Source organism: Streptomyces sp. HNM0574, assembly GCF_012726235.1.
GTDB lineage: Bacteria > Actinomycetota > Actinomycetes > Streptomycetales > Streptomycetaceae > Streptomyces.
This window is the reverse complement of record NZ_JAASAH010000019.1, coordinates 66,572-80,260: the sequence shown is the minus strand read 5'-3', so window position 1 is coordinate 80,260 and position 13,689 is coordinate 66,572. Positions and strand designations below refer to the sequence as shown.

16 protein-coding genes are annotated in these 13,689 nt (G+C 73.4%); 10 read left to right on the top strand and 6 right to left on the bottom strand.

Going from position 1 to position 13,689, the window contains the following annotated elements; all coding sequences use genetic code 11:
* Positions 1-35 precede the first annotated feature (35 nt).
* Together HCC30_RS25200 and HCC30_RS25195 are read left to right on the top strand one after the other, a co-directional pair.
* The gene (locus HCC30_RS25200; protein ID WP_169445073.1) at positions 36-692 is read left to right on the top strand and encodes an SRPBCC domain-containing protein; all 657 of its coding nucleotides are present in this window, start codon (positions 36-38) and stop codon (positions 690-692) included.
* Positions 693-852: 160 nt separating this feature from the next.
* Positions 853-1,506: an HNH endonuclease family protein gene (locus tag HCC30_RS25195; RefSeq protein ID WP_169445072.1), complete on the top strand. Its 654-nt coding sequence runs from the start codon at positions 853-855 to the stop codon at positions 1,504-1,506.
* On the opposite strand, the gene HCC30_RS25190 is transcribed toward HCC30_RS25195, so the two are convergent.
* Genes HCC30_RS25190 through HCC30_RS25180 form a run of 3 tightly spaced genes read right to left on the bottom strand, consistent with a single transcriptional unit; the run spans position 1,481 to position 4,078 of the window.
* Positions 1,481-2,173 carry a class I SAM-dependent methyltransferase gene (locus HCC30_RS25190; protein ID WP_169445071.1) on the bottom strand — a complete coding sequence of 231 codons (693 nt, stop codon included), beginning with the start codon at positions 2,171-2,173 and terminating at the stop codon, positions 1,481-1,483. The two genes, HCC30_RS25195 and HCC30_RS25190, sit on opposite strands and share 26 nt — an antisense overlap.
* Before the next feature lie 31 nt (positions 2,174-2,204).
* Positions 2,205-3,239, bottom strand: a complete 1,035-nt coding sequence (locus tag HCC30_RS25185; RefSeq protein ID WP_169445070.1) for an HD domain-containing protein — start codon at positions 3,237-3,239, stop codon at positions 2,205-2,207.
* 23 nt (positions 3,240-3,262) lie between these two features.
* On the bottom strand, positions 3,263-4,078 hold the full coding sequence (locus tag HCC30_RS25180) for an alpha/beta hydrolase (RefSeq protein WP_169445069.1): 816 nt from the start codon (positions 4,076-4,078) through the stop codon (positions 3,263-3,265).
* A 36-nt stretch (positions 4,079-4,114) separates the two neighbouring features.
* Between HCC30_RS25180 and HCC30_RS25175 the strand changes: the two genes are divergently transcribed.
* Positions 4,115-4,735, top strand: coding sequence for a TetR/AcrR family transcriptional regulator (locus tag HCC30_RS25175; RefSeq protein ID WP_169445068.1), 621 nt, complete (start codon positions 4,115-4,117; stop codon positions 4,733-4,735).
* Between the two features lie 72 nt (positions 4,736-4,807).
* Here HCC30_RS25175 and HCC30_RS25170 read toward each other — a convergent pair whose 3' ends face one another.
* Positions 4,808-5,248, bottom strand: a complete 441-nt coding sequence (locus HCC30_RS25170; protein WP_169445067.1) for a peptidase inhibitor family I36 protein — start codon at positions 5,246-5,248, stop codon at positions 4,808-4,810.
* A gap of 128 nt (positions 5,249-5,376) precedes the next feature.
* Here HCC30_RS25170 and HCC30_RS25165 point away from each other — a divergent pair, with 128 nt between their 5' ends.
* The 4 genes from HCC30_RS25165 (at position 5,377) to HCC30_RS28845 (ending at position 9,167) form a co-directional block, all read left to right on the top strand.
* Positions 5,377-5,970: a hypothetical protein gene (locus tag HCC30_RS25165; RefSeq protein ID WP_169445066.1), complete on the top strand. Its 594-nt coding sequence runs from the start codon at positions 5,377-5,379 to the stop codon at positions 5,968-5,970.
* Positions 5,971-6,001: 31 nt separating this feature from the next.
* Positions 6,002-6,841 carry a phosphotransferase gene (locus tag HCC30_RS25160; protein ID WP_169445065.1) on the top strand — a complete coding sequence of 280 codons (840 nt, stop codon included), beginning with the start codon at positions 6,002-6,004 and terminating at the stop codon, positions 6,839-6,841.
* A 429-nt stretch (positions 6,842-7,270) separates the two neighbouring features.
* The gene (locus HCC30_RS25155; protein WP_169445064.1) at positions 7,271-9,001 is read left to right on the top strand and encodes a sodium:solute symporter family protein; all 1,731 of its coding nucleotides are present in this window, start codon (positions 7,271-7,273) and stop codon (positions 8,999-9,001) included.
* Positions 9,002-9,035: 34 nt separating this feature from the next.
* The gene (locus HCC30_RS28845; protein WP_346776797.1) at positions 9,036-9,167 is read left to right on the top strand and encodes a putative transporter small subunit; all 132 of its coding nucleotides are present in this window, start codon (positions 9,036-9,038) and stop codon (positions 9,165-9,167) included.
* 58 nt (positions 9,168-9,225) lie between these two features.
* On the opposite strand, the gene HCC30_RS25150 is transcribed toward HCC30_RS28845, so the two are convergent.
* The gene (locus HCC30_RS25150) at positions 9,226-9,906 is read right to left on the bottom strand and encodes an ABC transporter ATP-binding protein (protein WP_169445063.1); all 681 of its coding nucleotides are present in this window, start codon (positions 9,904-9,906) and stop codon (positions 9,226-9,228) included.
* Positions 9,903-10,991, bottom strand: coding sequence for an ABC transporter permease (locus HCC30_RS25145; RefSeq protein ID WP_169445062.1), 1,089 nt, complete (start codon positions 10,989-10,991; stop codon positions 9,903-9,905). Before HCC30_RS25145 ends, HCC30_RS25150 begins: the two co-directional genes overlap by 4 nt.
* A 171-nt stretch (positions 10,992-11,162) precedes the next feature.
* On the opposite strand from HCC30_RS25145, the gene HCC30_RS25140 reads away from it, so the two are divergent.
* From HCC30_RS25140 to HCC30_RS25130, 3 genes are all read left to right on the top strand, one after another.
* Positions 11,163-12,371 carry a sensor histidine kinase gene (locus HCC30_RS25140; protein WP_169445061.1) on the top strand — a complete coding sequence of 403 codons (1,209 nt, stop codon included), beginning with the start codon at positions 11,163-11,165 and terminating at the stop codon, positions 12,369-12,371.
* Positions 12,368-13,003, top strand: a complete 636-nt coding sequence (locus HCC30_RS25135) for a response regulator transcription factor (RefSeq protein WP_169445060.1) — start codon at positions 12,368-12,370, stop codon at positions 13,001-13,003. Before HCC30_RS25140 ends, HCC30_RS25135 begins: the two co-directional genes overlap by 4 nt.
* 62 nt (positions 13,004-13,065) lie before the next feature.
* Positions 13,066-13,656: a pyridoxamine 5'-phosphate oxidase family protein gene (locus HCC30_RS25130; protein WP_169445059.1), complete on the top strand. Its 591-nt coding sequence runs from the start codon at positions 13,066-13,068 to the stop codon at positions 13,654-13,656.
* Positions 13,657-13,689: the final 33 nt, after the last annotated feature.

Here is a 13,689-nt window from a genome sequence, read left to right as displayed (position 1 = left end):
GTCGGCCGGATTGTGGTGAGTGTGGGGGTGGGCGTGTGCTGGATGTGATGGAGCGGATCGGCCGGGAGGTCGTGAGCTGTGCGGTCGGGGACGGCGAGGAGGGCCGGCGGCTGACGGTGCGGGCGGAGGTGGCCGCCCCGGTGGAGCGGGTGCTACGGGCCTGCGCCGAGCCGGAGGAGCTCGCCGCGTGGCTCGCCCCCGTCGCGGGGGAGCTGCGGGAGGGCGGAGACTTCGCCGTCGAGGGCAACGCGCACGGCACCGTGCTGGCCTGCGGCCCGGACGGGGACGGCCGGCTGATCCGGCTCACCTGGCTGTACGGCGAGCAGGCCGTCACCAGCGAACTGACCGTCCGGCTCGCCCCGGCGGCGGACGGCGGCACGCAGGTCACGCTGGACCACCTCGCCACCCACGACCCCGAGAACTGGGACGACTTCGGGCCCGCGGCCGCGGGCGTCGGCTGGGACCTGATCCTGCTCGGCCTCACCCTGCATCTGCGCGGCGAGCCCGTCACCGACCCGGAGACCTGGCAGACCTCGGCCGAGGCGACGGCCGTGAAGCGTGCCAGCGTCCTCGGCTGGGCCGCGGCCCTCGCCGAATGGGGCGCGGGTGAGGAGCACTTGATCCACGCCACCAACAACTCCCTCGGCTTCTACCTGTCCGCCGGCGCGCCCCCGGCCGAGGCCGACGCCTGAACCGCCGCCGGGTGCCCGGTGTGTTCTCCCCACGAGTCCGGCTGAGACCGCACCCGACCGGATGGGACCGGGCGTGACCGGACTCCCGTCGTCCGGATGTGTGCGAGCGCGGGCGGGTAAGTACCTCACGCCCGTTCACCGCGTCCGTTTCGGGGGTCCCATGCGTCGTGCACGTCTGACCGTCCTGGCCTGTGCCGTCCTGCTGGCGGGAGCGACCGCCTGCGGTACGGGACCGGGCGGCGGGAGCAGCGGCGAGTCCCCGGCCGCGCCCGGTGGTTCGGAGCCGGCCGGTGACCCGGGGAAGCGGCTGGACGGGCTGACCGTCGCGCCGCGCGGCTCGATGGACGGGTACGACCGCGACAAGTACCCGCACTGGATCAGCCAGGGCGACGGCTGCGACACCCGCGAGGCCGTGCTCAAGCGCGACGGCGACGGGGTGGAGACCGGCTCGGACTGCTATCCGGAGCGCGGCAGTTGGACCAGCCCGTACGACGGCGAGAAGTGGACCGACCCCTCGGATGTCGACATCGACCACGTGGTCCCGCTCGCGCACTCGTGGATCAGCGGCGCCGACGAGTGGACCGACGAGGAACGCCGCACGTTCGCCAACGACCTGAAGGGCAAGCAGCTCCTCGCGGTCACCGACAACGTCAACCAGGAGAAGAGCGACAAGGCACCGGACCAGTGGCGGCCGCCGCTGAAGTCGTACTGGTGCCGCTACGCCTCCGACTGGATCGACGTGAAGCACCAGTACGAGCTGACGGTCACCGAGTCCGAGAAGGCGGCCCTCAGGAAGATGCTGGCCCGCTGCTGACCACGGGGTGACAGGCGTCCGCCTCCCGCATGGCGGTGCCGACGAGGTAGTTCCCCTCGGCCGGGCGGATGTGTGCCGTCCAGCCCAGCGCCGCGAGGTCCGCGGTGAGCTTCGCCGGGTCGTGGAACACCTTCACGACGCGGTGCCGGCTGCCGTCGTCGAGGCGGCGGAGCACGGTGGGGGCCGTCCGGTCCGGGAGGACGTCCTCGTGCGCTGCTTGCGCGGGGCCGTCGTCGACGAAGACCGCGCGGCCGTGCGGGGCGAGTGCGGCGGCGACGGTGTCCCAGAAGGCGGGGAGCCGCGACGGGGGCACGTGGGAGAGCCAGAAGGCGAAGAAGACGGTGTCGTACCGGCGTTCGGGTCGCCAGGTGAACAGGTCGGCCTGCACGAAGCGGACCGTGGGCGAGGTGACGCGCACCCGCGCGAGCTCCAGCGGTTCGGCCGCCGCGTCGACGGCCGTCACACAGTCGCCGAGCGCGGCGAGCACCGGCGTCCACCGCCCCGTCCCGCAGGCGAGCTCCAGCACCTCGCCCCGGACCGGGAGCTCACCGGCGCGCGCCAACAGCCGCCGCAGGTCCGCACGTTCGGTGTAGGGCCGGTCGTACTCGGCCGCCGCGGCCCGGTAGCAGGCGAGCTGTTCGGTCAGCAGGACGCCGTCGTGGCCCATGCTCCGACGGTACTGGCCCGGGAGGGAAACCTCAGTCCCACCACACCCGGAACTCCGTCGGCAGGGCGCCCAACCCGTCCAGCTCTCGGGCCAGTTCGGGTGCCGAGGAGGCAAGCGGCCGTCCGTGCACGAGCGGGGCCGAGCGGTAGATCTTGCGGAGGGCGAAGGGGCGGGCCGTGGCGGGGGCGTGGGCGGTGGTGACGTGCAGGCGGTGGGGCTCGTGGTGGAGCCGGGCGGTTTCGGCGCGGGTGGCGGGGCAGGCGGCGAGGGCCGACCACAGTTCGGCGTCCGTCATGCGGGCGAGCGCGGCGGGGGAGAGCGGGGCGCTCTCCAGGAGACGGCCGACGAGATGGCGTACGACGGAGACCGGGGCCACGTTGTCCCAGGAGGTGTGCAGCCGGGCCTCCGCGCCGACCAGCGAGACGAGCGTGGCGGCCGTCGCGCGGTCCGTGGAGACCGCGTCGTCCGCGAGGCGGAGGCGGGCCAGCAGGCGGGCCGGGTCCTCGTCGAGCTGCCCGGCCGAACGTCCGCTGCGGACATAGGAGTCGAGGTGGTCGAGGTTGAGCAGGCCCGAGCGGCGGGTGAGCGGTGAGGGCGGGTCACCGGCGAGCAGCGCCGCGACGTGCTCGGCCCCGATCCCGTGCCGCTCCAGGACGGGGCGGACGGGATCGCTCCGCAGCAGCCGCGCGCCGAGGGCGTGATGGTCCAACCCGGCGACGCCCTCGGCGCTGTGGCTCAGCGGCAGATGTCCGATGTCGTGCAACAGGGCGGCGGCGCGCAGCGGTTCGTCCTCCGGCCGGAAGTGCGCGACGAGCGCGAGCACGCCGAGGGTGTGCTCCAGCCGGGAGTACGTCTGGAGGGTGGTGAGCGCCGAGGCCCCGGCGTGCGCGACGGAGTGCAGACGGCGCAGCGGCGCGGTGCGCAGCAGCTCCGCCTCCACCGGCCGCAGCGCGACCCGCACCCGCCACAGCGGATCGGTGAACTCCCGCGCCCGCCCCGCCACATGACTCGGCACGCACCCCACCCCGTCGGGCCCGCCCGGCTTCCGCTCACCCCGATCGTCCATCCGCCGCACTCTAGGGCGGGCCGTCAGCCGGCGTCATCCAGCGGCGCCCCCGCGAGGCCGTCGAGCAGCCGGGCGAGCGCGTCCGGCTCCTCCGCGTGGGCCAGGTGCCCCTGGCCGGGGAGCACGTGCGTGCCGGCGCGGGGGACGTGTTCCCGGACGTCGTCGAACGAGGTCCCGTAGGGGGCCGTTCCCTGGTTGCGCCCGCCGACGACGAGATCGACCCGTTGTGCCCGGCGCGCCAACTCCCCGGGAAGCGAGGCCGAGTTGATCGCGGCGAGCTCGGCGTACGAGGCCCTGCTCACGTGCCGCAGCGCCGCCCAGCCGGGACGGTCGGCGCGGAGTGCCTCGACGTCCTCCGCGCCGAGACCGGCCAGCTTCCGCAGCACCGTCTCGACGGTGGCGTCCCGGTCCGCGGCCTCCTCGGCGGCTCGCAGGTCCGGCAGTACGTGGGCGCCGAACGGCCGCATCACCGGCTCGTAGGCGATCACGTGCGGCACCGGGCGCCCGTCGGCCGCCAGGAGCGCGATCAGGCCGCCGTAGCTCCAGCCGAACAGCGCCCGCGTGCCCTCGAACTCGTCGAGCACGACACCGAGATCCTCGACCTCCGTGCGCAGCGCGTACCCGGGAGTCAGCGGCCCCGAGGGGGCGCGGCCCCGGCGGTTGACGACCGCGACGGACGGCCAGGCGGCGACGGCGGACGCGACCTGCCGCCACTCCTGCGCGTCGCTCATCGCGCCCGGGACGACGACGAGTCCCGGCGCCCCCGGGTCCCCGTACACGTCGACCGTGACCCAGCTGCCGTCACCGACCGGCAGCGTTTTCTGTATCGCTCGCTCCATAAAGCCATTATGGAGCACCCGTTCTACAATGCAAGGGTGTCCCAGCCGACCCGTGGACGACCACGAGCCTTCGACCGCGACCGCGCGATCCTCGACGCCGCCCGCCTCTTCTGGCGGCGCGGCTACTCCGGCACGTCGACCCGCGACCTCACCGCGGCCCTCGGGCTCTCGACCTCCAGCCTGTACGCCGCCTTCGGCAGCAAGGCCGGACTGTTCGAGGAGGCGGTGCGCACCTACGCCGAGCGCTACCGGGAGATCTACCGCCGGGCCGTCGCCGAACCGGACTTCGGCACCGTCGCCGAACGCCTTCTCACCGACTCCGTCCACGAGTTCACCATGCCCGCCGACACGCACCCGGGATGCCTCCTCAGCAGCGCCGCGATGACGGACAGCACCCGCACCCTCGACACCACCGCCTACTACGCCGAACTCCACGGCTGGAACGAACGGGCCCTCCGCGCACGCGCCGACCGGGCCGCCCGCGACGGCGACCTCACCCCCGGCACGGACACCGCCGCCCTCACCGGCCTCCTCCAGTCCGTCGTCCACGGCCTCTCCGTCCAGGCCAACCTCGGCATCCCCCGCACCTCCCTGCTCACCACGGCGGGGCTCGCACGGGAGCTGATCGGGGGGCAGCTTGTGGGGGAGCAGGGCTGACGGTGAGCCCGGCGGGGAGTCACCGGCCGCCGGGTGCGACCCGGGGCCGGCTCCTCCGGGCCGTGCCGCGGGTCAGTTCCAGGCCGTGACCGGGTCCATCAACTCGACGCCGTTCTTCCACTGTTCAGGCGCGAGGCTGAACTTGAGGGCCTCGTTCGAGCAGTCGTCGCCCGGCGCCTTGTAGAAGTTCCACGTCTGGTCGTCGCGGTTGTAGACCGACCCCGCCCGGATCGGCGTGGCTTCGCAGATCCCGCCGGCCCAGGGGTCCGGGTACGCGCGGAATGCGCCGCCGAAGTAGCGGGTCTCCCAGAAGCACACGTTGCCGGGCGGGCACTGTTCCTGGATGCGTGCCTTCGTGGCCGCGTCGAGCGTCCGCGGTGACGACGGCGGCTGCTGTGCGGTGGCGGACGTGGGCACACTGGCTCCGGCCGGTGCGGCGGCCGCGCCGAGTGCCCCGACGGTGGCGAAGCCCAGCAGGGCAGCGGCTGCCTTGCGGCGCATGCTGAGTGTCATGTCTCCGTTCCTCCCCGTGAGTTGGGTACCGACACCGACTACACGACCGGGGCCGGTCGCACGTATGACACCCCGCTCCCCGAATATCGCGTTGCCCCGCGCCGTGCCCCCGCCCTAGCGTCCAGGGGGTGATCTGGGCGATCGGTGGGCCGCCGCGGGTGGGGAAGAGCACCCTGGCCGGGATGCTGCTGGAGCGGGACGGGGTTCCGGGGTGTCCGACGGATGTGTGGGTGTCGATGCCGGCGCAGGCCGCTCCGGAGCTGGGGGTGCGGCACGGGACGCATGCCGGGAAGGCGGAGTCGGCCCGTCCGTTCCTGCTGGAGTTCCTGCGCGCGGCCGCGGACGGGCTGGGGGAGGAGGAGCCCTACGTGGTCGAGGGCGACGTCGTCACGCCCGAAGTTGTCCTGGCGGCACGGGAGTCGGGGCTCCCGGTGACCGCCGTCTTCCTCGGTGACACGGCGATGACGGCCGACGGCCTGCGGATCTCCCCGGAGTGGCTGGAGGGGGCCGACGAGGCCACCTACCGCCGGACCGCCGAGTGGATCAGCGGACGGAGCGCCGCGCTGCGCGAGGCGTGCGCCGCGACGGGGCAGCGCTACGTCGAGACGGGCCACGGCCGCACGGCGGGCCTGGAGCACGCGTACACCGCACTGACCGGGCGCGGGTCCCGCAGGCCGTGGCGTCGAATGCGCCGCCCCGGCGGCCCCTGGGCGCGACCGTGACCTTCACCGGGAAGAGAGGAACCGCCCCCGCATGAACCCGAGTCGGGAGGACCGCCTGCCCGAGCTGCTCGGCCCGTGGCAGCTCACCAGGCCGCGCGTCGCGGCCGAACTGACCGTTCTCGGCGACCGTTCGCGGGTGTGGCGGGTGGAGACGGGGGACGGTCCTTACGTCGCGAAGCTGACCTTCGACGAACCGGCCTACGTCGCACCGGGGCTGCGCATCGCCTCCGTGCTCGACCGGGCCGGCGTCCCCACCGGCGCACCCGTCCCCGCCCCGGACGGCAGTCTGTACCGCCCCGTCGTCCGCCACCGGGGCCGCCCCTGGACGCTGGCCCTGCACACCTTCGTCCCCGGTGCGCCGCTGGAGCCCTCCGACGGGGCGGCCGCCGGGGAGGCCGGTGAACTCCTCGGCCGGGTGCACCGGTTGCTCACGACCCTGCCGGAGGTGCCGCGGCCCGCCGGGCACCTCCTCGACCACTACCGGGGCGAGGCCCGGCGCCTCGGCAGGCGCCGCGGCGCCGCCCTGCGCAAGGCGCTGAAGGCGCTGTCCCGCACCACGTTCACCGAGGGCGTGCTCTACGGCGACCCGGCTCCCGAGATCCTGCGCGGCCCCGGTCCGCTCGCGCTGATCGACTGGGGCACCCCGAGCCGCGGTCCGCTCCTGCACGACGTCGTCAGCTGGCAGCTCTTCCTGACTGCGGGCGCGACACCGGAGGACGCGCCGGCCGCGGAGCGGCGCTTCCTCGCCGCCTACCGCGAGCACTGCCCGCTCGCCGAGCGGGAGACGGCCGCCCGCGGCCTCTTCCTCGACCTCCACCGCGCCATCCAGGACGCGTGGACGCCCGAACCACCGGAGGACGCCGCCCGCTGACGCGCCCTCCAGCCCCCGCCGTTGGTGATCCTTGTTACCTGCCGAGCCGTTGACGTCGCGGATGCTACTTGTGAAGAAGCGGGTGGATGTGGACAGTGCGGCCGGTGCGATACGGGCATTGCGGGCGCGGAATCCGTGAGCATTCCTGGTGAAGCGTGCCGAACCGGGTGTAACGGCCGTGCGTGGGGCCCGCGTTGGCGGAGCGTCAAGAGTGCGTAAAGAGCTTGCTAAGGTGCCGGTTGTTTGCGGGCTCAAAGGGCCTGCCTTGCTGTGAACGACTCCGGGGCCGGCGCCTCCGACGCCGCCCCGGGCCGGAGCCCGGCCCTGCCTTCCCAGGAGCGGGTGCTCCGCAGGCGCCCGGCCGCATGCCGGGGTTGCCGGGTGCGCCGCCGGCCACCGGGCTCCCCGACGCGTGTGGAGGTGGTGCGTGTGAGCGGAACGGAATCGGCTCAATTCAGCGCAGCGGTACTCATCGGCCTGCTGGTCCTCTTCTACGGAGGGACCTTCCTGCTCTCGGCCCGGATCGGCAGGAAGGAGGAGAACGCCGACGGATACATGACCGGCGGCAACAACATCGGATTCGGCATATCCGCCGCCAGCATGACGGCCACCTGGATCTGGGCCTCCTCGATGTACGCCTCGGCGACATCCGGTTACACCTACGGCATTTCGGGGCCCATTCACTACGGGCTCTGGGGCGCCCTGATGATTCTGTTCATCTACCCCTTCGGCAAGCGCATCCGCGCCGTCGCGCCACGGGCACACACCCTGGCCGAGGTCATGTACGCCCGGCACGGACGCTCCAGTCAGCTGCTGCTCGCGGGCTCCAACCTCGTCGGCAGCCTGATCAGCCTGATGTCGAATTTCCTCGCGGGCGGCGTACTGATCTCGCTGCTCTCGCCGTTCACCTTCACCCAGGGCGTTTTCGCGGTGGCCGGGGGAGTGCTGCTCTACACCCTCTGGTCCGGATTCCGCGCCTCCGTGCTCACGGATTTCGTCCAGGTCGTCGCAATGCTCGGCGCGGTGGTCGTCATCGTGCCGGTGATTTTCCTCGCCGCCGGATTCCCCGCGGCATTCGAGACCGGTGCCGGTGAACTGACCCCGCAGCAGGGCGACTTCTTCTCCAGCGACGCCTTCATGAACCAGGGCGCTCCCTACATCGCCGCCGTACTGGCCTACGCCATCGGCAACCAGACCATCGCGCAACGGCTGTTCGCGGTGAAACAGAGCCTCATCAAGCCGACCTTCGTCACCGCGACCCTCGGCTACGGCGCCATGGTGATCGGCGTCGGCATGATCGGCGTGCTCGCCCTCTACCTCGGGTTCGAGCCGACGGGCGGCGACCTGAACAACCTCATCCCCGAGATGGCGGCCACCTACCTGCCGCCGGTGCTGCTCGCGGTCTTCTTCATCATGATCATCGGCGCGCTGTCCTCCACCGCCGACTCCGACCTCGCGGCACTGTCCTCGATCGTGATGACCGACGTCTACGGCCAGACCGTCGCGGGCAAGGAGAAGGCCGACCCCAGGACGATGCTGCTCGTCGGACGCGTCACGATGGTCGTGGCCACCGCCGCGGCCGTGGCCTTCGCCAGCCTCCGGCTGAGCATCCTCGACCTGCTGGTGTTCGTCGGCGCCCTCTGGGGCGCGCTGGTCTTCCCCGTACTGGCCAGCTTCTACTGGGAGAAGGTCACCAGCCGGGCCTTCACCACCTCCGTCCTCGCGGCGCTCGCGGTGTTCCTGCCGGTGCGCTTCGGCTGGCTCCCCACCGGCGGTCTCCTCGGCATCGCCGTCGACGTGCTGTCGGTCGTCGGGATCGGCGTCGTCCTCGGCCTGATGACGTTCGGCTTCCTCGGCGTGCGGGCCGCGCGGATCGTCGGCACCCTCGCGGCGCTGGCCGCCGCCCCGTTCGCCCTCGGCACCCTGCACGAGTACGCGACGCTGTGCGGCTCCCTCGTCGCGTACGCGGTGAGCACCGTCGTCTGCTGGGCGATGTCCGTACGCAGCGGCCGCGACTTCGACTTCGCCGTGATCGCCCGCCGCACCGGCGACTTCGACGGCGACGGAGCGGCGGAACGGCCACCGGAGCCGCCGGGGCAGTCGGCACCGCGCCCGGCCGGCGACGGGCCGGCCGAGGAAGCGCCGGCGGGCACGGCGTGAGGACAGCAACCACCGCACAGGGAAAGGGGATCCGGTGAGCACTCTCGCGCTGACCGTGTACGTCCTGATGTGGCCGGCCCTCGTGGCCGGCGTGCTCTTCGTGATCTGCCGCGGCTTCCTCCGCGAATGGGCCGAGGCCCGCCGCGAGAACCGCCGCCTGATCTGAGGCACGGGGGCGGGGCGCTCCGGGAGCGCCCCGCCCCCCAACTGTCCGCGCCCGCCCGTCAGTTCGGCACCGGAGTGGTGAGGCGGCCGTCATGGACCTCGGCGATCCGGTCGACCGCGGTCAGATGGGTGCGGTCGTGGGTGACGAGGACGGTGGCGGTCGCGTTCCGGTGGGTCAGCTCGGTGATCAGGCCGAGGACGGCGGCGCCGCGCTCGTGGTCCAGGGCGCTGGTGGGCTCGTCGATCAGCAGCACCGTGGGGTCGTTCATCAGGGCCCGCGCGATGTTCACCCGCTGGCGCTGCCCGCCGGAGAGCTGGTGCGGCCGCCGGTCGGCCTGACCTGCCAGGCCCACGGCGTCGAGCAGCTCCATGGCGCGGGGCCGCGCCCCGCCCGGGGAACGTCCGTCGATCTGGGCCATGACCTGGAGCTGCTCGGCCGCGGTGAGCGAGGCCACCAGATTCGGCTGCTGGAAGACGATGCCGATCTTCGTCCGGCGCAGCGCGGTCAGCTCACGCCTGGACATGCCCGTGGTCACCGTCCCGTCGATGCCGACCGTGCCCGAGTCCGGCGTGATGAGCGTGGCGGCGACGGCCAGCAGGCTGGACTTGCCCGACCCCGAGGGGCCGACGACGGCCGCCAGGCTGCCCCGGTCGACCCGCAGGCTGACCCGGTCCAGGGCGGTGAGCCGGTGGTCACCGTCGGGGTAGGTGAGGGTGACGTCGTTCAGGTCGAGGGTCATCGTGCGCTCCCCAGGGCGATCAGCGGGTCGACGGAGGTGATCCGGCGGATGGACAGGGCGGCCCCGAGCGCGCCGAGCAGCACGATCACGGCGGCCGGTGCCAGGACGGTGGCGGGCGTCAGCAGGAAGGGCACGGGCCCGCCGGACAGCGCCGCGCCGATCGCGGCGGCGAGTGCGGTCCCGGCCAGCGTGCCTCCGACGAGGAGGACGACGGCCTGCCCGAGGGCGTCGCGCAGCAGGTTCGCCGTCGAGGCGCCCAGCGCCTTCAGCACGGCCACGTCACCGCTGCGCTGGATCGTCCACACGGTGAAGAACGCGCCGATGACCAGCGCCGATATGGCGAACAGGAAGCCGCGTATCAGCTGCAGCGAGCCGTTCTCCGAGGTGTAGGAGCCGATCGCGGACAGCGACTCCTCCCGCGTGACGGTGCTGGTGCCGGCCCGCTCGTCGGCCGCCGCCACGTCCGTGCCGGAACCGGTCTTCAGGGCGATGACGGTGGCCGTGGGACCGTCCGCCCCGCCGTCCGGCGGCGCGGTCCGCTGCCAGGTGTCCAGGCTGGTGAAGACGACCGGGGTGTGACTGAACGAGGCATCACCGCGGACGGCGGCCACCTCCAGCTCCTGCCCGGCCAGCCGGAACGTCCCGCCCGCGCGCAGCCCGAGCTCCTCCGCAGCGGGCCGCGACAGCACCGCCGTCCCCCGCTCCAGCTTTCCGCTGTCCGGCGCGAGCGCCGACCCGGGGCGCACGCCGAAGACCGAGACGCCGGTGGTGGTGTCACCCGCGGCGGCCTTCGTGGTCGAGATGCCCAGCGGCTCGGCGCTCTCCACACCCGGCTCCGCCGCCCACTCTTTCCACTGCCGCTCGGTGACGGACGAGTTGGCGTACGACAGCTCCTGGCCGCCGCCCGGCGCGGCGAACGCGATCCGGTCGGCTGGCAGCCCCGTGACGGCGGATATGTTCTGCTGCCCCAGCCCGGCCGTCAGCCCGGACAACAGCCCCACCAACAGCGTGATCAGCACGATCACGGTCCCCATCAGAGCGAAACGCCCCTTGGCGAACCGCAGGTCCCTCCAGCCGACAAACATGTCCTGGCCAGCCCTTTCATACGGCGGAATCGGTACGGTCCCCACCGTCGCCGCCGGACCCCCGCCCGGGCATCGCGCTCAGGACGGCACTTCGCGGACGGAAAGTGAGCGGGCGATCTGTGACTTTCGATTGATGCCGCCGCGCCCGTTGCTTCCTAGGCTGGAGTGACCGTGAACGAGCCGACCCCCATCTCGAAGATCCTCGTCCGCTGCCTGCACCTGCTGGTGCTCGGCCTGCTCGGGCTGACCGCAGGCCGTGCCCTGGGCGCCGGCCAGCCGCACCCCGCCTGGACGGTGGCCGCCGTCGGGCTGGTCGGCCTGGCCTATGCGGCCGGGCCCGCGATCCCGGCCGTCGGCCGCTCCCGGCGGGCCGCCGCCTGGTGGCTCACCGTGCTCTGGCTCGTCTGGCTGCTCCTGCTGGCCCTCTCGGCCGACGGGGTGTGGGTGGCGTTCCCGATGTACTTCCTCCAGCTGCACCTGCTCCCGCGCCGCCTGGCCCCGGCCGCCGTCACCGTCACCGCGGCCGCCGCCATCGTCGCCTTCGCCGCGCACCAGGGCGCCTTCACCCCGGCCGCCGCCATAGGCCCGCTCCTCGGCGGCGGGGTGGCCATGGCCGTGGTGTGGGGCTACCAGGCGCTGTACCGCGAGAGCGAGGAGCGGCGCCGCCTGATCGAGCAACTGACCGCCACCCGCGCCGACCTGGCCGAGGCCCAGCACACCGCGGGCATGCTCGCCGAACGGGAACGCCTCGCGCGCGAGATCCACGACACCCTCGCCCAGGGCCTGACCAGCATCCAGCTCCTGCTGCGCGCCGCCGAACGCGCCCTGCCCGACCGGCCCGAGGCCGCCACCGCGCACGTCGGCCAGGCCCGGCAGGCCGCCGTCGACAACCTCGCCGAGGCCCGCCGCTTCGTCGCCGCCCTCGCCCCGCCGGCCCTGGAGGACGAGGACGCCACCCTGGCCGGGGCCCTGGAGAGGCTCTGCGCCACCACCTCGGCCCGTCACCCGCTGACCGTCCGCTTCCACCACACCGGCGAGGCCGTCGCGCTGCCCACCGCGTACGAGGTCGCGCTGCTGCGCATCGCCCAGTCCGCGCTGGCCAACACCGTCCAGCACGCGCACGCCGGCACCGCCGAGGTGACACTGAGCTACCTCGGCGAGCACGTCGCCGTGGACGTCGTCGACGACGGCGCGGGCTTCGACCCGGACGGCCTGCCCGCGGCGGACGCGTCCGGCGGCTTCGGCCTGCCCGCGATGCGCGCCCGCGCGCAGGCGCTCGGCGGCACCCTCGGCATCGAATCCGCGCCCGGCCGGGGCACCGCCCTGGCCGCGCGCATCCCCCTCGCCCCGCCCGCACCCGACACCGAGGCACGCCCATGACCGCACCCGACATCCGCCTGCTGCTCGCCGACGACCACCCGGTGGTGCGCGCCGGGCTCCGCGCCGTGCTGGAGACCGAGCCGGGGCTCACCGTCGTGGCCGAGGCCGCCACCGCCGAGGAGGCCGTCGCGCGCGCCGCCGCGGGCGGCGTCGACGTCGTCCTGATGGACCTCCAGTTCGGCGGCGGCATGGGCGGCGCGCAGGCGACCGCCGCCATCACCGCGCGGCCCGGCGCCCCGCGTGTCCTGGTGGTCACCACCTTCGACAGCGACGCCGACACGGTGCCCGCCATCGAGGCCGGGGCGACCGGCTACCTCCTCAAGGACGCGCCGCCCGAGGAACTCGCCGCCGCCGTCCGCACCGCCGCGGCCGGCCGCACCACCCTCGCCCCGGCCGTCGCCGACCGGCTCATGAACCGGCTCCGCACCCCCGGCACGGCACTGACCCGGCGCGAGACGGAGGTGCTCACCCTGGTCGCCGACGGCCTCTCCAACCAGCAGATCGGCGCCCGCCTCCACCTCACCGAAGGCACCGTCAAGTCCCACCTCACCCGCATCTACACCAAGCTCGACGTCGACTCCCGCACCGCAGCCGTCGCCACCGCCACGACCCTGGGACACATCCGGCGCTGAGGCCCCGTCCGGGCCTCGGACACCCGTGCGTGAGCGGTCGACTCCGCCGCATAATCGCCCTCATGGGAAAGAGCTATGAGCGCATAGACGGCAGGCTGCGCACGTTCATCGAGACGCAGCACATCTTCTTCACCGCGACGGCGCCGCTGGACGGCGAGGGCACGGTCAACCTCTCCCCCAAGGGCCTCGACGGCTCGTTCGCCGTGCTCGACGAACACACCGTGGCCTACCTCGACTTCGCGGGCAGCAACGCCGAGACGATCGCCCACCTGCGCGAGAACGGCCGCATCACCCTGATGTGGTGCGCCTTCGACGGGCCGCCCAACATCGTGCGGGTGCACGGCCGGGGCGAGCCGGTCTTCCGGGACGACGCCCGGTGGGCCGCGCTCCTGGCGCACTTCCCGGACATCGACCCGACCCGGCACGGCCTGCGCGCCGTCGTCGTCGTACGCGCCGAGAAGATCCGCGACACCTGCGGGTACGGCGTCCCGTTCATGACCTACGACGAGGACCGCACCCTGCACGGCTCGCGCTTCGCCCGCGAGTCCGACGCGTCGCTGGACGCCTACTTCCACGCGAAGGAGCACGTCGCCACCAGCATCGACGGCCTCCCCGGACTCCCGCTCCCGCTGCCGCCCCTCCCGTCGGGGTGACCGCGTCAACTCCCGTGCGGACGCCCGGAGTCC

What these genes read in the sequence shown, in the direction of transcription:
- HCC30_RS25185 (WP_169445070.1), bottom strand. Translation starts at nt 3,239, where the DNA reads ATGGACGATCGGGGTGAGCGGAAGCCGGGCGGGCCCGACGGGGTGGGG.
- HCC30_RS25130 (WP_169445059.1), top strand. Translation starts at nt 13,066, where the DNA reads ATGGGAAAGAGCTATGAGCGCATAGACGGCAGGCTGCGCACGTTCATC.
- HCC30_RS25190 (WP_169445071.1), bottom strand. Translation starts at nt 2,173, where the DNA reads ATGGGCCACGACGGCGTCCTGCTGACCGAACAGCTCGCCTGCTACCGG.
- HCC30_RS25145 (WP_169445062.1), bottom strand. Translation starts at nt 10,991, where the DNA reads ATGTTTGTCGGCTGGAGGGACCTGCGGTTCGCCAAGGGGCGTTTCGCT.
- HCC30_RS25150 (WP_169445063.1), bottom strand. Translation starts at nt 9,906, where the DNA reads ATGACCCTCGACCTGAACGACGTCACCCTCACCTACCCCGACGGTGAC.
- HCC30_RS25170 (WP_169445067.1), bottom strand. Translation starts at nt 5,248, where the DNA reads ATGACACTCAGCATGCGCCGCAAGGCAGCCGCTGCCCTGCTGGGCTTC.
- HCC30_RS25160 (WP_169445065.1), top strand. Translation starts at nt 6,002, where the DNA reads ATGAACCCGAGTCGGGAGGACCGCCTGCCCGAGCTGCTCGGCCCGTGG.
- HCC30_RS25195 (WP_169445072.1), top strand. Translation starts at nt 853, where the DNA reads ATGCGTCGTGCACGTCTGACCGTCCTGGCCTGTGCCGTCCTGCTGGCG.
- HCC30_RS25135 (WP_169445060.1), top strand. Translation starts at nt 12,368, where the DNA reads ATGACCGCACCCGACATCCGCCTGCTGCTCGCCGACGACCACCCGGTG.
- HCC30_RS25180 (WP_169445069.1), bottom strand. Translation starts at nt 4,078, where the DNA reads ATGGAGCGAGCGATACAGAAAACGCTGCCGGTCGGTGACGGCAGCTGG.